Source organism: Nitrospira sp. (assembly GCA_024760545.1).
GTDB lineage: Bacteria > Nitrospirota > Nitrospiria > Nitrospirales > Nitrospiraceae > Nitrospira_D.
On the sequence record CP060501.1, the window covers coordinates 2,143,162 to 2,165,408 of the forward strand.

General features: G+C 55.4%; 21 protein-coding genes. 5 read left to right on the forward strand and 16 right to left on the reverse strand.

Features of this window, described 5'->3' with window-relative positions:
* Positions 1-37 precede the first annotated feature (37 nt).
* From H8K03_10155 to alaC, 8 genes are all read right to left on the reverse strand, one after another.
* Positions 38-385 (reverse strand): MerR family transcriptional regulator, encoded by a 348-nt coding sequence (locus H8K03_10155; protein UVT22220.1) that lies wholly within the window; start codon positions 383-385, stop codon positions 38-40.
* A 197-nt stretch (positions 386-582) separates the two neighbouring features.
* Positions 583-858, reverse strand: a complete 276-nt coding sequence (locus H8K03_10160; protein UVT22221.1) for an integration host factor subunit alpha — start codon at positions 856-858, stop codon at positions 583-585.
* A gap of 140 nt (positions 859-998) precedes the next feature.
* Complete coding sequence (locus tag H8K03_10165) at positions 999-2,648, reverse strand: citramalate synthase (protein UVT22222.1); 1,650 nt, start codon at positions 2,646-2,648, stop codon at positions 999-1,001.
* 117 nt (positions 2,649-2,765) lie between these two features.
* A complete protein-coding gene (locus tag H8K03_10170) occupies positions 2,766-3,983 on the reverse strand; it encodes an aspartate kinase (protein UVT22223.1) in 1,218 nt (405 codons plus the stop codon).
* A 5-nt stretch (positions 3,984-3,988) separates the two neighbouring features.
* Positions 3,989-5,197, reverse strand: a complete 1,209-nt coding sequence (locus H8K03_10175; GenBank protein ID UVT22224.1) for a phosphoglycerate mutase — start codon at positions 5,195-5,197, stop codon at positions 3,989-3,991.
* Positions 5,198-5,213: 16 nt separating this feature from the next.
* Positions 5,214-6,272, reverse strand: a complete 1,059-nt coding sequence (locus tag H8K03_10180) for a threonine synthase (protein UVT22225.1) — start codon at positions 6,270-6,272, stop codon at positions 5,214-5,216.
* Between the two features lie 3 nt (positions 6,273-6,275).
* The gene (locus H8K03_10185; protein UVT22226.1) at positions 6,276-7,589 is read right to left on the reverse strand and encodes a homoserine dehydrogenase; all 1,314 of its coding nucleotides are present in this window, start codon (positions 7,587-7,589) and stop codon (positions 6,276-6,278) included.
* Positions 7,586-8,782: an alanine transaminase gene (alaC, locus tag H8K03_10190; protein ID UVT22227.1), complete on the reverse strand. Its 1,197-nt coding sequence runs from the start codon at positions 8,780-8,782 to the stop codon at positions 7,586-7,588. The genes H8K03_10185 and alaC overlap by 4 nt, the downstream gene beginning before the upstream one ends.
* A gap of 289 nt (positions 8,783-9,071) precedes the next feature.
* Here alaC and H8K03_10195 point away from each other — a divergent pair, with 289 nt between their 5' ends.
* The 5 genes from H8K03_10195 to mutS all read left to right on the forward strand — a co-directional run bounded on the left by H8K03_10195 (position 9,072) and on the right by mutS (position 14,983).
* Positions 9,072-9,785, forward strand: a complete 714-nt coding sequence (locus H8K03_10195; protein UVT22228.1) for a pyridoxine 5'-phosphate synthase — start codon at positions 9,072-9,074, stop codon at positions 9,783-9,785.
* A 51-nt stretch (positions 9,786-9,836) separates the two neighbouring features.
* Positions 9,837-11,423, forward strand: a complete 1,587-nt coding sequence (locus H8K03_10200; protein ID UVT22229.1) for an NAD(P)H-hydrate dehydratase — start codon at positions 9,837-9,839, stop codon at positions 11,421-11,423.
* Positions 11,424-11,494: 71 nt separating this feature from the next.
* Positions 11,495-11,995, forward strand: a complete 501-nt coding sequence (gene tsaE / locus H8K03_10205) for a tRNA (adenosine(37)-N6)-threonylcarbamoyltransferase complex ATPase subunit type 1 TsaE (protein UVT22441.1) — start codon at positions 11,495-11,497, stop codon at positions 11,993-11,995.
* Positions 11,992-12,336, forward strand: a complete 345-nt coding sequence (locus H8K03_10210; GenBank protein ID UVT22230.1) for a LapA family protein — start codon at positions 11,992-11,994, stop codon at positions 12,334-12,336. Before tsaE ends, H8K03_10210 begins: the two co-directional genes overlap by 4 nt.
* Positions 12,329-14,983 carry a DNA mismatch repair protein MutS gene (gene mutS / locus H8K03_10215; protein UVT22231.1) on the forward strand — a complete coding sequence of 885 codons (2,655 nt, stop codon included), beginning with the start codon at positions 12,329-12,331 and terminating at the stop codon, positions 14,981-14,983. Before H8K03_10210 ends, mutS begins: the two co-directional genes overlap by 8 nt.
* Positions 14,984-15,068: 85 nt before the next feature.
* Here the strand turns inward: mutS and H8K03_10220 are convergent, their stop codons facing one another.
* The 8 genes from H8K03_10220 to H8K03_10255 form a co-directional block, all read right to left on the reverse strand.
* On the reverse strand, positions 15,069-15,731 hold the full coding sequence (locus tag H8K03_10220) for a hypothetical protein (protein ID UVT22232.1): 663 nt from the start codon (positions 15,729-15,731) through the stop codon (positions 15,069-15,071).
* 44 nt (positions 15,732-15,775) lie between these two features.
* A complete protein-coding gene (locus tag H8K03_10225; protein ID UVT22233.1) occupies positions 15,776-16,294 on the reverse strand; it encodes a hypothetical protein in 519 nt (172 codons plus the stop codon).
* 303 nt (positions 16,295-16,597) lie between these two features.
* Positions 16,598-17,863, reverse strand: coding sequence for an insulinase family protein (locus H8K03_10230; protein ID UVT22234.1), 1,266 nt, complete (start codon positions 17,861-17,863; stop codon positions 16,598-16,600).
* 3 nt (positions 17,864-17,866) lie between these two features.
* Entirely contained in the window at positions 17,867-19,981 is a 2,115-nt protein-coding gene (gene pnp / locus H8K03_10235) for a polyribonucleotide nucleotidyltransferase (GenBank protein UVT22235.1), read from the reverse strand.
* A gap of 221 nt (positions 19,982-20,202) precedes the next feature.
* Positions 20,203-20,472: a 30S ribosomal protein S15 gene (gene rpsO / locus H8K03_10240; protein UVT22236.1), complete on the reverse strand. Its 270-nt coding sequence runs from the start codon at positions 20,470-20,472 to the stop codon at positions 20,203-20,205.
* A 16-nt stretch (positions 20,473-20,488) separates the two neighbouring features.
* A complete protein-coding gene (gene truB / locus H8K03_10245; protein ID UVT22237.1) occupies positions 20,489-21,439 on the reverse strand; it encodes a tRNA pseudouridine(55) synthase TruB in 951 nt (316 codons plus the stop codon).
* A gap of 3 nt (positions 21,440-21,442) precedes the next feature.
* Entirely contained in the window at positions 21,443-21,853 is a 411-nt protein-coding gene (gene rbfA, locus H8K03_10250; protein UVT22238.1) for a 30S ribosome-binding factor RbfA, read from the reverse strand.
* A gap of 43 nt (positions 21,854-21,896) precedes the next feature.
* A complete protein-coding gene (locus H8K03_10255; GenBank protein UVT22239.1) occupies positions 21,897-22,178 on the reverse strand; it encodes a DUF503 domain-containing protein in 282 nt (93 codons plus the stop codon).
* Positions 22,179-22,247 lie beyond the last annotated feature (69 nt).

The window sequence follows — 22,247 nt, forward strand, 5'->3', positions numbered from 1 at the left end:
GATCTCGGATCTCGGCAACCATCGCCGATGACACGCATCATGGATGCGATTCGATGATCTTGAGAATAACTTGCAGGTCTCCTCTCAACTTTTTCGCGACGTCCTTGGTACTCAGTTTTCGAGAGGCAGCCCGTCCGCGACGGACCCAATACCGCTTTACTCCCTCCAAGGTGTGCCCCTCGTCATAAAGCATCCGCTTGATTTGCAGCACGGTTTCGACGTCCCGTTGAACATAGAGACGTTGATTGCCTCGACTCTTCTTGGGTTTCAAAAAGGTGAATTGTGATTCCCAGAAACGGAGCACATACGCGGGAAGCTTCGTTAGCTGACTCACCTCTCCGATTTTATAGAAAACCTTACTCCCCAGCCTGGGCTCAGTTCCCATGACCGGCCTCACGGTGCGCGTTGTGGTTGTTCAGTGGAGCTGAGCTGATCGTCGATCTGTCTGTTATTTTTACGCAGGATGATCAAAAAGATCGCCATTGAGGCCGCAACGAACGAGAAGCCGAGTCGTACCGTGCATCGTACGGTGAGACCTTGAGTGACGCAAACACGAAGCGGGCGGTCTTTTTCAGCATCCTGCTATGAATTGACGTATTTCTTGAACACTTGGCTTGGCCGAAATGTCACGACGCGACGAGGGGTAATCCCGATTTCTTCTCCAGTCCTCGGGTTTCGTCCCTTACGGGCACCCTTGCTCCGCACAACAAAATTTCCAAACCCGGCAATTTTGACCGATTCTCCCTTCTGCAGGACAGACTTGAGCAGATTCAGCACAAACTCCACAATATCAGCCGCTTCATTCTTCGAAATGCCGACCTGCTTGAAAATTTCGTCAGCGATATCCGCCTTTCTCATGCCACCCCCCTACGTGACCACTGCAACTCACCGCGCTTCAATCTTGCGGACCAACCCCGCAATGCGATGAGTTTTGCTTAAGTTACGTGAGGTTACACAACCTGTCAAGAATAAATTTGGCGAATGCTTACGAAAATCATCTAGTCCTTGGCAAGAAGTTTGTACTCGATGCTATCCGCCAGAGCCTGCCAGGTGGCTTCGATGATGTTCTCCGAGACCCCAACCGTCCCCCATTTATCTTTGTGGTCTCCGGATTCGATCAATACGCGTACCTTTGACTCAGTCCCTCTATTGGCCGCCAACACACGTACCTTGTAGTCGAGAAGTTTCACCTCTCGAAGTTGCGGGTAGAATTTTTCCAACGCCTTGCGTAATGCATGGTCGAGGGCGTTTACCGGTCCAGCACCGATGGCTGCCGTATGTTCAACCACTTCACCGACCTTAACCATCACTGTCGCCTCGGAAAGGGGCGTTCCATCTTCCTGCTTCTTCTCGACGATGACGCGAAACCCAAGCAATTGAAACGAAGGTCTGTGGCTCCCCATCGCCTTCCGCATCAACAGCTCAAACGATCCTTCAGCGCCTTCGAATTGATAGCCTTGGTTCTCTCGATCCTTCAACGTATGGATCAGTTCATCGACTTTGGCGTGGTTCTTTGAAAGCTTGATGCCGTAAGTTTCGATTTTGTCGAGCAGACCGCTCCGTCCTCCGTAGTCAGAAATGAGCATCCGCTGCCGATTACCGACTCGGACCGGATCGACATGTTCATAGGTGGCCGAATTCTTGAGCACGGCATGAATGTGCACTCCGCCTTTATGTGCAAACGCGGCATCACCGACATAGGGTTGATGTTTGTTCGGCATCAGATTCGCGATCTCGGTGACGAAACCTGCAACATCCTTCAGATGGCTCAATCGATCGGTCAGGACAGGATGTTTCATCTTCAACTCTAAATTGGGAATAATCGAACAGAGATTTGCATTCCCGCACCGTTCCCCAATCCCATTGATCGTTCCCTGTACCTGCACGATACCGGTCTCGATCGCGACGAGCGAGTTCGCCACCGCCATTTCGCAGTCGTTATGCGCGTGAATCCCGAGCGGGACCCGACATTCGCGTTGAACCACACGGCAGATCTCTCGGATTTCCCACGGCATCGATCCACCGTTGGTATCGCAGAGAATCACCCGTTCTGCCCCGGCCTCCACCGCTTTTCTGAGGGTGGTGAGCGCATACTCGGGGTTGGTCTTGTATCCATCGAAGAAATGCTCTGCATCATAGAACACCCGGCGCCCCTTCCCGCGCAAGTACGCAATGGAATCTGCGATCAATTCTAAGTTCGTTGTCAGCGAGATTCCGAGCGCATCGGTCACGTGCAGCGACCAGGTTTTCCCAAAGAGCGTGATCGTTTTTGTCTCGGCGGCAAGCAACGCCTGGAGGTTGGGATCTTTTCGAGCGGTATTGCTGGCTTTCCTGGTCGATCCGAACGCGATGACGTCCGCGTGCTTGAGCGGAATGGTCTTGATGATTCTGAAAAACTCAATGTCTTTTGGATTCGCCCCGGGCCAGCCACCCTCGATAAAATGAACGCCCAGATCATCCAATTTTTGCGCAATGCGGACCTTGTCGTCGGCTGAGAAACTGACGTCCTCCGCCTGGGCTCCGTCGCGCAAGGTGGTGTCATAGATTTCCAGTAATGCTGTGTGATCCGCAGCCGGTTTTTGCTCAAAAATCGGCTGGTGCTCACGAGAAGCTCGGGGGAAGCGAGGCTGAGATGTTTTTCGAGCCATGGGAAGAAAGGGTATCAGGTCGTCAGGTGGTCTGTCGAGACTGGAACGGATGAGTCTTCCGTGCCTCCCATCAGATAGAATCCTTACGACTGTAAGCGCCCCATGACGACAAAAGAACTATGCCGCATCGAGATCGAATGCCGAGTGGAGAGATCGCATAGCCAATTCGAGATACTTTTCATCGATGACACAAGAAATTTTGATCTCAGAGGTGCTGATCATCATAATGTTGATCCCTTCTCGAGAGAGGACCTCGAACATCTTGGCCGCAACCCCCGAGTGGGACCGCATCCCCACTCCGATGAGCGAGACTTTGGCGATTGTTTCGGTCACCGATACTGACTTGGCCTCAATGTCCTTCGCCACTGCCTGAATGATCGGCACAGCGTTCTTCAGATCGGCACGCGGGACGGTAAAGGAGAGGTCCGTCATGGCTGCCTGGCTGATGTTCTGAATGATCATATCGACATTGATGTGGGCCTCCGCGACAGGTCCAAAAATCCTGGCGGCAATCCCCGGTTTGTCCGGTACTCCAATGATCGTAATCTTCGCCTGATTGCGATCTCCGGTGACACCGGCGATAGCTGCCGCTTCCATGTCCACATCTTCCTTCGTCACGAGCGTTCCCTTTCCTGCTTTGAAGCTGGAATTCACCTCGACCGGGACATTGAATTTGGCCGCGAACTCGACCGATCTCGTTTGGAGAACTTTTGCCCCGAGACTGGCCATTTCCAGCATTTCTTCGTAGGCGATCCTCTCGATCCGTCTCGCCGCAGGGACGATGTTGGGATCCGCCGTGTAGACGCCATCCACATCGGTAAAGATAATACACCGGTCGGCTTTCAGAGCCGCTGCCAATGCGACCGCTGAGAGATCAGAACCCCCACGTCCGAGCGTCGTGACATCCGAGCGCTCATTGATCCCCTGGAATCCAGCCACAATGGGGATCACCCCTTGTTCCAGAGCCTCACGGATGCGATCTGCCGTCACGCGCGCGATCCGCGCCTTCGTATGTGCGCTATCGGTAATGATCCCGACCTGCCGACCGGTAAAGGACCGGGCATTGATGTCTCGTCCTCGTAATTCCATCGCCAACAGTGCGATGGTGACTCGTTCTCCCGTTGAAAGCAGCATGTCCAATTCGCGTTCATCGGGAGCGGCCGTCACCGCGTGTGCCAGCTTGATGAGTCGATCTGTCTCACCGCTCATCGCGGAGAGCACGACCACGACTCGATTTCCATCCCGCTGTGTCTGAGCCACGCGGTCGGCGACACGATGGATTCGCTCAATCGTCCCGACCGAAGTCCCGCCGTATTTTTGGACGATCAGCGCCACGGTCGTCAGTGCTTTACGAAGAACTTGTTTATAAACTTGGTGGCGTCGCGAGCAGGCATGTTTGCGGCAAACGCATCGGCTTCTGTGAAGCGGCGGCCGACGGCCTCCGAACCTTTTCCACCTCCCTCACCAAACGCATAAAACGCCTGATCTTCGGCTGCTGCAGCCTGATCGCACAGCACGAGGAACCGATAGGGGCCTTGACTGGCCAACCCTTCCACTAACGGAGCGACAAGGTTGCGATCGAAGTCTTCGATCCCGCGAACTTTGGCCTTCATATCCGTACCATGTGTGATCTCATCCGTTAACTCGGCATGAACATAGACGAAATCCTTCTTGACGAACTCCTCCAGGGCCACCGTCGCCATGTTGCGGAGATCATCGACGGGCAGCCTATCGGGATCCACCGCGTCGAGACCGGCGCAAATCCCTACACCGCGATAGACATCACTCGTCGCCACAACCGTCCCTGAAATGCCATGCTTTTCGACCAAACTCGGCCACATGACGGCTCGTCCTTCACCCCACAACCAGACACAGTTGGCCGGTTTCTTCCCTGCTGCCATCCGTTCCTCATTCACGGGATGATCCCGCAAGATAAAATGCGCGGTGTCCATGAGCTTCCGCAGAATGTCTGCGCCGTCTCCCGTGGGCAACGCATCGGCGAGAGATTGACCAAGTATGGTCTGCGGATCATTGCAGATGGCTCGCGGCTTTCCATTGACCCATACCATCAGATGACGATGCCCCGCGCCCGGATAGAACTGAATGGTTTCAGAACCGACTTGCTCGTTGAGAGCCTCGATCAATTCGCGAGCCTCCTCGGTCTCGATCAACCCGGCCGTGGCATCGTCCATAATCACGTGCGGCCCTAATTTCTTGATTTCGACGCCTTTCCCACCCTCCGGCCGCAAGGTGACCATCGTACAGCGATACACCACATCGTGTTCTGTCACGGACACGCCTAAACTCGCTGCTTCGAGCGGCCCCGGCCCTTGATAAAACTTTCGTGGATCGTACCCGAGAATCGCCGAACCGACCAAGCCGCTTCCATGTCGAATCCCCTCGGTAGATATCAGGAGCCGACCGAGTTCTCCGCTCTGCGCGAGTTGATCGAGATAGGGCGTCGCGGCCGCTTGCAGCGGTGTCCTCCCACCCAGTTCCGAGTACGGACGGTCCGCCATCCCCCCGGCGTGCACGATCACATACTTCATGAGATCCACACGCGTTTCAGACCTTCAACAGACGGGCAACGTCGTCGCGCGTCGCCTTGACAGTTTGTGGTTGCCTCGACACCCCGATTGCCGTGTCGGCATCCTTCAGACCATGCCCTGTAAGCGTACATACGACCGTCTCTCCTTCTCGCAGAACCTTGGCTCGATGCAGCTTCGCCACGCCGGCGACGGACGCGGCTGAGGCCGGTTCACAAAAGACCCCTTCGGTGGCCGCCACTGTTGTGTAGGCTTGGAGAATCTCTTCATCCGTCACCATATCGATCGCGCCGGCTGATTCCTCCACGGCCCTCAACGCCGAAGACCAGCTGGCGGGGTTACCGATTCGTATCGCGGTCGCGACAGTTTGCGGTTGTTCGACGACTCTGCCCAACACAATCGGAGCAGCCCCAGCAGCTTGAAATCCCATCATGCGGGGCACTCTCATGGTCTGGTTCGCCGCGCGATATTCTTTGTACCCCTGCCAATAGGCCGTGATATTCCCGGCGTTCCCGACCGGGAGCACATGAACGGCCGGCGCATCGCCGAGTTGATCACAGACCTCAAAGGCGGCAGTCTTCTGACCCTCGATTCTGAACGGATTCACCGAGTTCACCAATTCGATATGCAGCGAGGCCGAAAAATCCTTGACGAGGGCCAGGGCTTGATCAAAGTTGCCCTCGATCTGAATGACCGTCGCCTGATGCATCATCGCCTGGGACAGCTTGCCCATGGCGATCTTTCCGGCAGGAATCAATACGTACACGGATAACCCGGCTCGAGCCCCGTACGCCGCGGCCGAGGCGGACGTGTTACCGGTTGACGCGCATATGACGGCCCGAGCGCCGCCTTCCGCTGCCTTCGAGATGGCCAAGGTCATCCCGCGGTCTTTGAACGACCCGGTTGGGTTGACGCCCTCAAACTTTAGGTAGAGTTCGACTCCCGGTGCGATTGCCTTGGCCAATCTCGTGGCACGAATCAGAGGCGTGTTGCCCTCTCCGAGACTGATCACAGGGGTTTTTTCGGTCACGGGGAGGAACTTGCGATACTCTTCAATGACTCCGCGCCAACGATTCATCGGTCACTCGTCCTTGCCTTCGACACGAATGAGCGTCGTCGGTTCGGAGACGAACGCCTTTCGGTTGATTTCACGGAGCGCGGTTTGCACATCACGCTCCTTTGCGGTATGCGTCTTGATGACAACCGGCACCGTTTGCCCTTCACGGCGTCCCTGTTGCATCATCGAGGATATACTGATCCCACAACGCCCCAACTCACCGGCGATCTGTGCCAATACGCCGGGTCGGTCCACAACGGTAAACCGCAGGTAATAGAGCGAACTGATCTCTTCCATCGATTTCAGCCGAAGGGGTCGCCGTTGATCCTGCTGGAACGACGCGACCGGCACTCGACCAACGGCACCTTTGAGCAGATTCCGCCCGATTGCGATCACGTCACTCACGACGGCGCTCCCGGTCGGCATGGATCCAGCACCTCGTCCATACAGTACGACATCACCGACGGCATCACCGACCAGTTGGATTGCATTGTACACGTCTTCAACTTGAGCGATGGGCGAGTTGGAAGGGAGCATCGTGGGATGAACCCGAGCCTCAATTTCTCCGTCCACGAATTTCGCGATCCCCAGCAATTTGATCGTATACCCGAACTGTTTGGCGTACGCGATATCGGTCGGCGTGAGGTTCGTAATCCCTTCCGTATAAATGTCCTTAAAGTTGACCGGTGTTCCATAGGCGAGACTGACGAGAATGGCGAGCTTGTGCGCCGAATCGATCCCGGCGACATCAAACGTCGGGTCGGCCTCGGCATAACCGGCTCGTTGGGCATCTTGAAGGATCTCCTTGAAACTGTGCCCTTCATGGGTCATTTTCGACAAAATATAGTTGGAGGTTCCATTGATGATGCCGTAGATGGATTCGATCCTATTGCCGGCGAGCCCCTCCGTCAACGCCCGAACGATAGGAATACCGCCGCCGACGCTGGCTTCAAACCCCACCTCCACATTCTTGCGTGTGGCGGCCGCAAAAATTTCCTCGCCGTGAAGGGCTAAGAGCGCTTTGTTCGCCGTGGCCACATGCTTCCCGGCGGCAATCGCATCCAGGATGACCCGCTTGGCCGTATCGTATCCGCCGATGAGTTCGATCACGATATCGATATTGGGGTCAGAGAGGACTTGCCTGACATCGGTGGTCAATAGACCGGAGCCCAATGACACTCCGCGATCCTTCACAATATCCAGATCCGCCACGCGAACAAGTTCCACAGGCACACCGACGCGACGAGTGATGAGTGACGCATTGTTTAAGAGGATCCTGGCAACACCGGTACCAACCGTGCCGAACCCCACAATCCCGACTCCGATGCGCGACGTCATTCTTGGCCCCCATCGAGCTTGAGGGCTTTGCGGATTCCTCTGACGGCTTGCCTGGTACGATGTTCATTTTCCACCAGGCCGAATCGCACATATTCATCGCCGCCTTCGCCGAACCCGATCCCCGGCGAGACCGCCACTTTTGCCTCCTTGAGCAAGAGCTTTGAAAACTCCAACGATCCCATATGGCGATAGGGCAAGGGGATGCGCGCCCATACAAACATCGTTGCGAGTGGCTTCGCGACCTGCCAGCCGATCCGATTCAGCCCGCCGACCAGCACATCTCTCCGTTTCTGATACCGCAGAACCGTCTCCTTGACGCAGTCCTGAGGGCCATTCAACGCGATCACGCTGGCGATTTGAAGAGGCTGAAAAATGCCATAGTCGAGGTAGCTTTTGATTTTCGCCAAAGCTCCGACGACTTCTCGATTACCCACGCAAAACCCCACCCTCCAGCCCGGCATGTTGTAGGCCTTGGATAAGGTATAGAACTCCACCCCGCAGTCTTTCGCACCTGGGATCTGAAGAAAGCTCGGCGCCTTATAGCCGTCGAACACGAGATCAGCATACGCCAGGTCATGGATGACGATGACGTTGTGCTCTTTGGCAAAGGTCACGATCTTCTTGAAAAACTCCAGATCCACGACTGCCGTGGTTGGATTATGCGGGAAATTGATGACGAGAATTTTTGGACGCGGAAAGGTCTGCCGATAGACGTGCGTCAGATCTTCGAAAAAGTCGCTGTCCTGGCGGAGTTCGATTCCACGGACCTCGCCGCCCGCAATGATAAAACTGTACATATGGATAGGATAGGTAGGGGTCGGAGTCAGGACCACATCGCCGGGACCAATCATGGCCAGGGCAAGATGCGCGAGACCTTCTTTTGATCCAATGGTGACGATCGCTTCCGTATCCGGATCCAGATCGACATCATAATTTCGCTTGTACCATCCACAAATGGCATGCCGCAGTTTCGTGATTCCGCGTGACGCCGAATAGCGATGATTCTTTCCTTTGCGCGCTGCCTCGATCATCTTTTCGACGATATGAGGCGGCGTCGGTTGATCCGGGTTGCCCATCCCAAAATCGATAATGTCCTCGCCGCGCTGTCGAGCCTCAAGCTTGAGGGATTGAACCTGCGCGAAGACATACGGCGGGAGTCGCTTGATTCGATAAAAACCGTCGCCCAACCCCATGAACTTCCTTTGCCTGTTTTTAGATAATTCTCAACCGCCTCATCACAATGAACGAGTGAGGGGAGGAGAGAAGGGCCTATTTTAATGGAGGGCTCGGAACGAGTCAATTTGCCTCATGTTCTACGGACTTCCAAAATTGCCCTGTAGGTCTGCGCTTCTACGAATCCTAGACGCATCGAAAAACCCGTTCTTGCCCCCTCTCGTTCCTTTCTGTTACTAATACCGTTGGATTTTAAATGCTCGTCCGTCTCGCATCGCGGCTCTCAGCAGACTGGATGAAGGAAAGTGCATGGCTCGACTAGGCGTGAACATCGATCACGTGGCGACCTTAAGACAGGCACGCGGAGGAACCGATCCGGATCCGTTGGCAGCGGCGGTACTCGTCGAGCTGGCAGGAGCAGACGGCCTAGTCGTCCATCTGCGGGAAGACCGACGTCATATCCAAGACCGTGATCTTCAACTCCTTCGGGAAATAGTCCGCACAAAACTCGATCTTGAGATGGCCGCGGATGCGGAGATGGCAAAGATCGCACTGGCCATCAAGCCGGCTCTCGTGACCTTAGTGCCCGAGAAACGACAAGAACTCACGACTGAAGGAGGCCTTGACGTTGCGGGACAGCGGGACCGAATCCAGGGCATTGTGACTCTTTTACATGATGGCGGGATTCCGGTCAGCGTTTTTATCGAGCCTGATCTGAATCAAGTCAAGGCCGCGCACAAAATTGCGGCCGATTTCGTGGAATTGCACACGGGCCGATACGCGAATGCCACACGTTCAAAAGAGGCCGATGCGGAATTCGAAGCTATCACCCATGCTGCGAAGCTGGCCTACAAGCTCGGAATCGGCGTCAACGCCGGGCATGGACTGAACTACCGCAATATCAAACGCCTGACACATATTCCCGAAATCGTTGAATACAACATCGGGCATAGTATCATCGCGCGCGCGGTCCTCGTCGGTCTCGAACAGGCCGTGAAAGAAATGAAGGCCTTGCTTAGTTAATCCGATGTCGTCGGCCCACTGGGTCCGTCCGTTCACCACCCTCGGTTCCTCATGACCAAGATCATCACCGCTGCACAGATGCAGGAGCTCGACCACCGAACGATCTCAGAAGCTTACATCCCTGCGACCACATTGATGGAACGCGCCGGGTCGGGTGTCGTCTCCTGCCTTGAAGCACGGTTGGGACCCGTTCGCGGCAAGCATATCACCGTTATCTGCGGCAAAGGGAACAATGGCGGTGATGGATTCGTCGCGGCTCGACTACTCCGTCGGCGCCATGCGAACGTGCATGTTCTTGTCATGACACCCGTCTCCGAGCTGAGCCGCGATGCCGCCACCATGTATAGGCAATTCGTTCGCGTCGCAGGCAAGTCTCCTGTTCATGCCTATACGTCCAAAGCTCAGGCACAAGCGCTTTTTCAGGACAGCGACATCCTCGTTGATGCGCTTCTTGGGACAGGTCTTTCCTCTGCTGTAACAGGGCGCTATGCCGATGCCATTGATAGCATCAATGAGGCACATCGTCCCGTGGTGGCTGTTGACCTTCCATCCGGACTCCATGCTGATACGGGGGCCATCCTCGGCCGGGCGGTTGGCGCTGCCCTCACCGTGACCTTCGGACTTCCGAAGCTCGGTCTCTATCAGAGCCATGGAATCGACCTTTCCGGGGAGGTCATCATAGTCGATATCGGAATTCCACCAGCCTACATCGAGGCTGTGGGGAGCCGAACCATCTTGATCACAGAAAAAGAGGTACAGGCGTACCTCCCTCGACGACAACCATCGAGTCACAAAGGGACATTCGGCCATGCAGGCATCATAGCCGGGTCGGTCGGAAAGACCGGTGCGGCAGCTATGGCTGCACAAGCCGCTCTTCGCATCGGCGCCGGTTTGGTGACCGTCGCCACCCCTTCGAGTGTCAACGATGTCTTGGAAGCAAAGCTATTGGAAGCGATGACCGTACCGATGCCCGAAACCAAGGCACGGACTTTTGCGCGGACTGCGTTGGAACGGCTCGTCTCGTTCATGACGGCCAGAACTGCCATCGCCATCGGGCCAGGACTCTCAACTCATCCTGAAACAGTTGAACTCGTCCAGGCCTTGACGAAACAGCTCGACCGACCCACCGTTCTGGACGCGGATGCACTGAATGCGTTGACTGGGCGTACCTCGCACCTGGCAGCCTGCAAGACACCGCCGATCATTACACCCCACCCCGGTGAAATGGCGCGACTGGAGGCAGACTCCACGACTCAGACCGTCAACAGCGATCGGATCGGTACCGCCACCCGCTTCGCACGAGAGCGGGGACTGTTCGTCGTCCTAAAAGGAGCACGGACGATTGTCGCGCGACCTGATGGGACCGCTGCCATCTGTCCAACCGGCAACTCGGGCATGGCGACCGCAGGAACGGGCGATGTGTTGACCGGCATGATGGTCGGACTCCTGGCCCAAGGCCTGCCCTCATGGGAGGCTGCCTGTGCGGCGACCTACCTGCATGGAGCAGCCGGCGATTTGGCCGCGGCCAGCAAGGGGCAAGCGGGGATGATTGCGGGAGACGTGATCGAGCAGATCCCCTATGCCCTCAAGCTCATTCAGGAGGCTCCACCGATCCAATCCAGTTCGACCATGGAATGATCCTGTGTGACGGCCTACCTATGGCTAGATCTGTTGGCTCCCTGGATCTCATCCTCTCGTCTGCTGGTGAGATGGAACGGTTGGGGTATACCATCGGTCAGCTGCTCCGTGGAGGAGAAACGTTTGCATTGATCGGCGAATTGGGTGCGGGCAAGACTGCATTGGTCCGCGGGATTGTCGCTGGACTCGGAGTACCTTCCGCCTCCGTGACAAGCCCGACTTTCGTCCTGGTGCACCAATACCAGGGACGGCTTCCGTTGATTCATATCGATCTCTATCGGTTGCGAACACCTGAGGAGACCGAATCGATGGGACTGTCGGATTACTTCACGGAGGAAGCGGTGACCGCCATTGAATGGGCCGATCGATTTCCTGGCTTACTTCCTGAGGACCGGCTCGAGGTGCGATTGACTCACCGGACCCCTACCAGCAGAAAAGCGCAGCTGGAGGCGAGAGGATCACGATCTCGTTCACTCCTAGCCCGGATCAAGAAAGCGATCCCTCGGGTCCGGCGCTCGGCTCGATCAATCCAGACGAGCCTCGCTGTCAGCAGAAAGGCTTCGCAGCGATGACACGACTGATTCTAGTCGGCATTCTCTTGCTCCTCTCGCTGGCCTTTTTTCTTCAAAACCAAGAGCAGGAAGTCACACTCCGCTATTTCTTTGGGTTGCTCGAAGCTTCGACTCCGATTTATAAGCCCATCATGGCCGGGTTCGTCGTCGGCCTGTTGGTCGCCGCCATCCTGCTCTTCCCTCCCTGGGTGCGAGGGCGAATCGAACTGCGACGGAAGACCAAGGCACTACAAGAAGCCGAGGTCGACTTGGAACGGCTCCGTCAATCGCTTGAGAAGATGTCCGGACGAACCCCGGCAACCGCACAGATAGACCCTTCCAGGAATCTCGACGATGAGTGAGATGAATCTCAGCCCGCTCATGCGGCAGTATCGTGACATCAAGCGAGGATATCCCGAAGCGATCTTATTTTTTCGCGTCGGAGATTTTTATGAGATGTTCTACGAGGACGCACAAGAGGCGTCACGGCTGTTGTCTATTGCGCTGACCTCACGTGACAAGAACTGCCCTGATCCGGTTCCGCTGTGCGGTGTCCCCTATCACGCGGCAACCAACTATATCGCGAAGTTGTTGAAGGCTGGACGGATCGTGGCCTTGTGCGAGCAAGTGGAAGACCCTAAGGCTGCCAAAGGTCTCGTTCGCCGCGAAGTCATCAGACTCTATACTCCTGGCACATTGGTTGATACCGAGTTTCTTTCCCCCGGCGAGCTTAACTACCTCGTCGCGCTTGTCAGTCGACCAGATTCCGCCCACGTAACACGAATCGGTCTGGCGGTCCTGGAGGTGTCGACCGGTGAGTTCTGGCTGATGGAATTTCATGGCCCTCATGCCGTGACGGATGTGGTGAACGAGCTCGCTCGATTGGACCCCCGAGAAGTGCTTATCCCCATAGAACTCAGTAGTCAGGACTCGGTTTGGATGAAGGAGATCACCGGCGCGCGCCAATGCGAACGTCCACTCGCTTCGTTCGACCATCACATTGCTGCGCGGGTGTTGAGTGAACACTTCCAAGTGCAGTCTCTGGATGACTTTGGGTGTCACGGCTTGACCGCTGCCATAGGAGCGGCAGGCGCAGTGTTCGAATATTTTCGTGAGACGCAACCGGCAGTGGCTTTGAATCATATCCGCCGGCTCTCTGTCCATGGTCTTGATCAGGTGATGGACCTGGACAGTACCACCATCCGTAACCTGGAACTGCTGAAACCGCTGGTGTCGAGCGAGAGCGCCTCTGGCTCGAAACCGGCAACCCTGCTGACCGTGTTGGATCGGACGGTCACGGCTATTGGCAGCCGACTTATTCGTCAGTGGCTGGTGAGACCATTACTCCACTGTGACCAGATCCGCTTGCGGCTGGATGCGGTGGAAGAACTCAAGAACCAGCTACAAGTACGGACTGCGTTACGGACAGCCTTGCGGGAGGTTCAGGACATCGCTCGACTGGGAAGTCGTATCGCGCTGGGTTTAGCTGGTCCTCGTGAGCTTCTTGGCCTGAAACAGTCTCTCTCAGCTTTCCCTGAAATATTTAGTCAGTTAAGCTCCCTTCGGAGCCGCCTGCTCTGTGAGGCCGGTGCATCCTGGGACAACGGCCACGATCTCTACGAGCTGATCGAACAGGCAATTCGACCCGATGCCCCACTCTCCATTCGCGATGGAAATCTTATCAAGGATGGGTACGACCCGGGCATCGACGAGTTGCGTAAAGCCAGCAAGGAGGGGAAAACCTGGATTGCGTCACTTGAAGCACAGGAGCGTGAGCGAACGGGGATCGATTCATTGAAGGTCCGCTACAATCACGTGTTCGGCTACTACATTGAGATCACCAAAGCCAATCTGAACCGGGTGCCGCTCGATTACGTCCGCAAGCAAACGCTGGTCAATGCAGAACGGTTTATGACCGCAGAGTTGAAGGAGTTGGAAGACCGTGTGATCGGGGCCGACATCAAGCTTCTTGCCCGTGAGCAGGAGGCTTTTGTCATGCTTCGCTCACGCTTGGCCAAGGAAGCCCATCGATTGGATGCGATGGCCAATACGCTCTCACTCATTGATGTTTTGGCGGGATTGGCGGAGATCGCCGCTCTGCACCGGTACACGAAGCCGACGGTCACAGAGGGGGGCCAGATCACCATCCGAGAAGGTCGCCATCCTGTAGTCGAGCGGCTCTGTACGGACTCTGGGTTTGTCCCGAATGATACGGTGTTGGACCTTGGAATGAACCGGCTCTTGATCATAACCGGACCAAACATGGCGGGGAAAAGCACGTACCTCCGGCAAGTTGCGCTGATTGTTCTGATGGCTCAGATCGGGAGCTTTGTTCCGGCAGCAGATGCGGAGATCGGGCTGGCCGACCGTATCTTCACGCGAGTGGGGGCTTCGGACAATCTTGCCGGAGGCCAGAGCACATTCATGGTGGAAATGGTGGAGACTGCCAATATCCTCCGAAATGCCACTCAACGCAGTCTGATTTTATTGGATGAACTCGGACGTGGCACAAGCACTTACGATGGACTCAGCATCGCCTGGGCGATAGCGGAGCACCTCCATGACTGCACACGATTGGGCGCTCGTACACTATTCGCTACTCACTACCATGAGATGACCCAGTTGGAGCAGCAGCGGATAGGGATCAAGAATTATCGCGTTGCCGTCCAGGAACGCGGTGGAGACGTTGTCTTTCTGAGAAAAATCGTGGCCGGCAAGGCAGATCGAAGTTACGGCATTCATGTGGCCAAGCTAGCCGGACTCCCACCCGACGTCATTGATCGAGCGGGCGCGGTGTTGCTACAACTGGAGCAGCCGGAGTCCGTTTGTTTCGTGAGGAGTCAGGAACAGCCCCTACCGACATCTCAACCACTTCCCCAACCTCATCCCATTATCGAAGAAGTCAAGCAGATCGACCTGTTCTCAATGACACCGCTCGATGCCCTGAATCGGCTTGCCGAGTTGCAGCGGATGGTTGGACCCGATAGCAACCCTCCAGCTGATCAATAACGCCCGTCGCTTGACAAGCGCAAAATAAAAAGGGCGGCATTCCCTTCAGGAACACCGCCCCTTTCCCATGGTCTCGAATGGTCTTTTAGTGGGCCTGATTGTACTGCGCCGTCCAGGGAATCAAACCACCCACCGTTTTCCCACCAGGAAGCATCACATCATATTGCATACCGACATTGCTCCCATCCGGTGTGACCGGAGAGGTATTGAGGCCCGTTTTGGCCTTTGAGCAACCTGACTCGAATTCATTCTTCCCGGCGCACTCCTTGAGGCGTAGCGCGGACATGCTCAGCGGCTTGCCCATGGTCCCAGCCACCTCCGGAATCTTCTTCACCGAAGAAATCACTCGATGATTCTGCTCAGTTTCCGTGACGACAAATTCGATCAGATCCGTCGTGCTGCCCGGAGGAACTTCCTTCGCCGCCGCCGGTCCAGCATGAGTCCGACCCATCTTCTTCAGATCCTGCCAGGCAGACTTATCGGCGTAGAACTTCAGCGTCTTACCTGGATGCACTTTTTGCCAGTACAACCCGCTCTCGGCGTTGCCGCCAAAAACGGCAACGTTGACCCACACGGCTTCATCGTATGGATCGAGCACGATCACCCGACCTTGGATAGTGGTCGGTTTACTCATATCACCCCACTCGAATCGTTCCTGAAATGACTCAATGGCCAAGGCGGTCGACGCCATACCGACTACCAGCGCAACGGCTGCCAGAATGGCTCCCCCCTGCTTCTGCAACATCATAATCAAGTCCTCCTTCAACAACGTCTTCAAAAACTAAGGTGTATCTAGTCCGCCTTCAGCACCTTGAAGTCAGTGATGGTTCTACCATCCAGAGTAACCTCCATGGCGACCAATTCTTGGGAGGCCTTAATGATCTTATCCATGAGAGTCTTATCCTTGACCGCAAGACGAACCGTGGTTGCTGCATGGTACCAACCCGAATAGGCGGAATTCTTTTCAGTACCGCCCATAAAGCCCCACGCACAACAACTGAACAAGGGATCCGGCGGCTTCACGTCAAGCATCGTGGAAGATCGACCGCCGGGCATACCGGAACCCGGCTCTCCGCTATTCCAATATTGAATCCCGAACAAAAGTTCTCCGTCCGGGTTATCCGCCCACTGCGACCAAACTCGGCCTTGCAACGTCTTGGTCGCGGCTTCAGCTTTCAGCGGTTTCCCTCCGACGACGGCGTCAGCGATGCCTAGCTTTTCTATACCACCGTCAGCGAGTGAAAACTCGGCCGCTAGCAAGCCGAATCCTGAAAAAACTGCCACGGCAGCTAGAACGACAGCCCTCTTCATACCTAGTCCCTCCTTCTCAAATTGAACCCGATAGCCCTAATGAAAGACATCTCTCGTATCCAAATGTATGTCACGTAGTGAGATCTTCAGAAAGTTTAGTGGTCTTCGGAAATCCTACATACTCATGCAAAAATTTGGTATGAAACCGACACAATCGTACCCGAACGGTACTGAAACTGCGATGTCCTGTCAAGGGAATGTTTGGTGGATTTGAAGCAGGAAGCATTGAGCCTTAAATGCTCATAAAAAACAATCTGTTAAGAGAGCCTCCCTGAACGGAATGGCATATCCGAATAGGAGCAGCTAAGAAATTCCCGTACTCAACTCACTCACCTGTCGCGAAGAGAGAGGACCCAAGCCTGTTAATGCCATACGTTCCGGGATAAATAAGTCCTGGGCGACTCGACATACTTGTTCTTCCGTGACCGCGTCGATCTCTTGAATCATATCTTCCAAGGTCGTGTGTGCTCCGGCAATCAATTCATCCTTGGCAAGTTTATTCATGCGGCTATGCGAACTTTCCAAGCTCAGCATGAGCCCGCCTTTCATTTGATCCTTGGTCCGTTTCAGCTCACCGCGATCGATCCCCTGTCTGCCCAATTTCCGGACCTCGCGACCGACCAGATTAAGGACCCGCTCAACTTCCCGCGCTTGAGTTCCCGCATACACGGTGATCGTCCCGCCATCGGAATAGCCTGACAAAAATGAATAGATTGAATAGGACAAACCGCGTTTTTCTCGGACCTCTTGAAACAGCCGCGAACTGACGCTGCCCCCCAGCACACTATTCAACGCATAGACCGCATACCTGTCTTTATGACCGGCCGCAACACCCTTGAGTCCCACGCAGAGGTGCACCTGCTCCAATGGCTTTCGTTTCAAGATCACTCCGCCACATAGTTCCGGAGGCCAACGTTTGCGAGGGGCAACACGGGGTGAAGGACGATAGCCCCCAAAGGTGCGCACCATGGTCTTTTCGAGCTGCTGTTGATCGAAATTCCCGGCTACCGCAAGTACGATCTCTTCGGAACGGTAGTGCGTGTCGATGTACTCAAGGAGCTTCTGCCGCCCGATCCTGGCGATCGTCGACTCCCGCCCAAGGATGGGACGACTCAAGGGATGTCGTCCCATCACTAACTTGGTATGCAGCTCCTGAACCAAATCCTCGGGGTCGTCTTGGACCATGCGAATCTCTTCGAGCACCACTTGCTTTTCTTTTTCAATTTCCTTCTTCCCCAGCCGAGACCGGAGAAACAGATCCGAAAGAAGATTCAGCGCTTTGGGTAAGTGTTGATCCAACACCTTGACATAGAATGTCGTCGTTTCACGCGTGGTGAACGCGTTCATTTCCCCCCCCAGCGCGTCTATTTCTCGAGAGATGTCCGTCGCAGAGCGCGCGGTCGTCCCCTTAAAAAACATGTGTTCGATGAAGTGCGAGTATCCGGCCTCTGCGGGGCCCTCATCACGAGAGCCCGCATTCACCCAGATACCGACCGTCACGGATTTAAGTGTCGGAATACGCTCGGTGACCAAGCGAATTCCATTATCGAGGATGAGCTTGCGGTACAAGTGTTATTCGCTCGATGAATCTTTTGGGCTGTTGCCTGGCGCGGGCATGGTCTCTTTTCGACTCAGCCTGATCTTCCCCTGCTTATCGATTTCCAACACTTTCACGAGAATTTGGTCGCCTTCGGCCACTTCGTCGGACACGGCTTTCACACGGTGATGTGCCAGCTGGGAGATGTGGACTAACCCATCGGTGCCCGGCAACACTTCCACAAATGCGCCGAAGTCCATGATCTTTCTCACCGTACCCAGATAGATTTTTCCGACTTCGACTTCCTCAGTCAAACGGCTGATGATGTCTTTTGCCTTTTGTAGCGACGCGCCGTCCGCGGAGGCAATGGTCACTATACCGGTATCCTCCACGCTGATCTTGACTCCGCAATCGGATTGAATTCCGCGAATCGTTTTGCCACCCTGCCCGATAATGTCTCTGATCTTATCTTGCTTGACCTTCATCGTATGGATGCGCGGCGCAAACGGCGACAGGTCGGCGCGGGGACCGGCCAGAGCCTTCGTCATGTGGCTGAGAATGTGGAGACGTCCCAAGCGGGCTTGCTCCAATGCCTGTTGCATCAGTGCAGTGGTAATCCCTCCGATCTTGATGTCCATTTGCAACGCCGTGACTCCGTTCTTCGTTCCGCAGACCTTGAAGTCCATATCGCCTAAATGATCTTCAAGACCCAGGATGTCCGACAGGATGATGACGTCGTTGTCTTCCTTGATCAACCCCATGGCGATCCCGGCAACCGGCTCCTTGATAGGAACACCGGCATCCATCATGGCCAGCGTTCCGCCGCACACCGTCGCCATCGAGGATGACCCATTTGATTCCAGAATTTCAGAAACGATCCGTAACGTATACGGGAACACGTCCTTGTTCGGAATGACGGGTTTCAACGCCCGCTCGGCCAATGCTCCGTGCCCGACTTCCCGTCTGCCCGGCGAACGTAGCGGCCGCGCTTCGCCGACGCTGAACGGCGGAAAGTTATAATGCAGCATGAACGTGCGAGTATATTCCCCTTCCAAGGCATCGATGCGCTGCTCATCGTCGGTCGTCCCCAACGTCACGACCGCCAAGCTCTGGGTTTCGCCCCGGGTAAAGATCGCCGAGCCATGAGCACGCGGCAGAGCACCGACTTCGCAGCTGATCGGCCGGATATCGGCAGGACCGCGCCCATCGGCGCGTGATTGTTTCTCCAAAATCATTTTCCGGACTTCTGTGTATTCCAATTGATGGAACACTATCTTGATGTGCCGTTCGCTCGAGGACTCTTCCGGGTTCTTCAGTTTTGTGATCGCGCCGGCCAGGATTTCGTCCAACCGTTCTTGGCGGGCCGTCTTGTTGGAAATCATAATGGCATCACGAATGGGTTGCGCAACCAACGTCTTGACGTCTGCCTGCAATGCAGGTGCGATTGATTCCGCCACAACTTCCCGTTTCACTCGGCCGACCTTCTTGGCCAATTCGTCGATCTTCTGTACGATTTTCTTAATTTCAGAGTGCGCCAACTCCAGGGCCTCGAGCATCGTCTGCTCGGATAATTCATTGGCTCCCGCCTCCACCATCATCACCGCATCCGCCGTGCCCGCGACAACCAGATGGAGTTCGCTCTGCTCCATGGCTTCGAGATCGGGGTTGACGACGAGCTGGCCCTTGACTCGGCCGATCTTCACTCCCGCAACGGGGCCGTTGAAGGGAATATTCGACACCGCGAGGGCGGCCGATGCGGCGGTAATCCCGATGACATCGGAAGAACCCGTCTTGTCCGCCGACAGCACTGACGCAATGACCTGCGTTTCGAAGTAGTAGCCTTCTGGAAAGAGGGGACGGAGCGGACGGTCAATCAAGCGGCTTGTCAGCACTTCCTTCTCAGCCGGTCGACCTTCTCGTTTGAAGTAGCCACCGGGGATTTTGCCGGCGGCATAGGCTTTCTCTTGATAGTCGACGGTCAATGGAAGAAAGTCTATGCCCGGCTTGGCCGTTTGCGCGGCCACGGCTGTCGCAAGGACAACCGTGTCACCGTACGAGGCCCAAATCGATCCGTCGGCCTGCTTTGCGACCCGGCCAGTTTCTAGGCGGAGAGTCCGACCTGCAATCTCGACTTCTACGACGTGTACCATCTATGGTCTCCTCTGGTTAGATCCACAGATGCCCACTGAGATACGCTCGGATCGGCAACGCTCAATACGCAGCCGGGAATGTTGGGTCGGCGGTACGCCTTCCACCGAATCGCACACGTTCATCAGTGAACAGTGCATGGTCAGAGCGCATGTCGGTGTTCATCTGTGGGACATTTGAACTACACCATGGCGCGGGTAAGCGCCGTTTTGGACACGACTGGTTACTTGCGAATGCCAAGTCGATCGATAACGGCTCGATAGCGCACATCATCCACGCCGCGGAGATAGTCCAACAAACGCCGTCTCCGTCCGACCAGCTGTAACAATCCACGCCGCGAGTGGTGATCTTTCTTATGGCTTTTGAAATGCTCGGTGAGGTACGTGATTCGGTTGGTCAACACAGCAATCTGAACTTCCGGGGATCCGGAATCCTTGTCATGTTGCTGATATTGCTTGATGAGTTCCGTCTTTGCTTCTTTCAAAAGTGCCATCGCTGCTCCTTCCACCTTAATGACTCGAGAGACTCAGTACCTTACGAATTCTAATCGCCCCCACTCCGCCTCTATCGTGCGTTCCAATCGCCAACAGCTGACCAGCCTCGTTCTTCAACCGCACAGAAACCGGGCAGGGCGTTGACGACAGTTGCCCGATTCCCTTGGGAGACACAGGAGATCCATGCAAAACACGTTGGGCCTGCTCATCGTTCACGACCACGGCTGGGAGCTGGAACAAGAGTTGGTCCAACGAAATGAACTGCGTTCGGAGAGTTTCCGCCGTCAGATGGCTTGTGATCTGATCGATCGTCAATGCATGTTCGATCAAGAGGGGTCCAACACGACGCCGCTCAAGCGCGTAGAGATGACCACCGACTCCCAGAGTATGGCCGATATCGGCACACAATGTGCGCACATACGTTCCCTTTGAACACACGATACGCAAGGTCACGTCACGTCCGTCAACGGCCACGATCTCCAGTTGATGAATCGTGATCGACCGCTCCGATCTGTCAATCGTCTTGCCCGCTCTGGCTGCCTTATAAAGCGGCTGCCCACCGACTTTGACGGCTGAATACATCGGTGGGAGTTGTCGTTGTACTCCTCGAAAGCCAGCGAGGACCGTCTGAATCGCATCCACACTGATGTCGCATGGATCGGCCTTCGTTAACACTCGGCCTGACGCATCCTGGGTATCAGTCGTTTCCCCAAGGCGCAGGACGGCACGGTATTCCTTATCCCAATCAACTAGATACTCAGCAATTCTGGTGGCACGCCCGACAAGGATGGGGAGGACACCCGTGGCACCGGGATCCAACGTCCCGGCATGGCCGACCTTGCTTTCTCCCAGCAGCCTCCGTACCTTGGCTACCACGTCGTGTGAAGTCCAGCCGGCTTCTTTATTGAGAATGAGGACTCCCTCAATAGCGTCCTCTTGGTCGATCTTAACTCCTGCCGTGTTCATACCTTATGAGTCTGCTGTCCTCTCCTTGTCGCTCGGCAATTCAGGTGTCTGCTGCTGCTCGGAGTCCCCGTGTAAACCTTCCAATAACTGCATGATGCGATCACCGCGTGGTCCACTGACATCCCTCTTAAAGATCACATCCGGAAGGTAGCGGAGAGAAAGTCGCCGACCTAACTCCGCCCGCACAAATCCACTGGCTTTTGAGAGTCCGGCGAAGATCTCTCGCTCAGCGTCACCCGTTTCCATAGTCGTGACAAAGACATACGCAATGCGCAAATCCCCTGTCAGTTCGACGTCGGTCACGGTCACATCATGCACCCGGGGATCCTTGATTTTTCGCATGAGAATGTCGGCCACTTCCATTCGGATCTGATCGGCGACCCGATCTGCCCGCTTGTATGTTGCCTTTGACATCTTATCTATTCCGGCCGAGACCATTGCGATCATCGTGAGGGATTTAGAGCAATTCCCGTTGGGTTCGCACCACTTCGACCGCCGGCATGCTCTTGATCACATTCAACGCTTGTTCGAGGACTTGGTTCACGTAACTCCCGTCATTGGCGACACACGCCATTCCCAGGATCGCCTTCTGCCAGAGGTCCTGACCGTCGACTTCAGCGATGGAAAGGTTAAACTTCCCCCGAAGTCGATCTTTCAGCCCGTGAATCACCTGCCGTTTATCTTTCAGCGATTGGCTTCCTGCGATGAATAATTCGACCGTACAGAGCCCCACGACCATATCAACCGCTCATTCACACCCGGCACTTCATTACGCTCACCGATTTCGTCTTAGGAGCTGTTCCGGCTT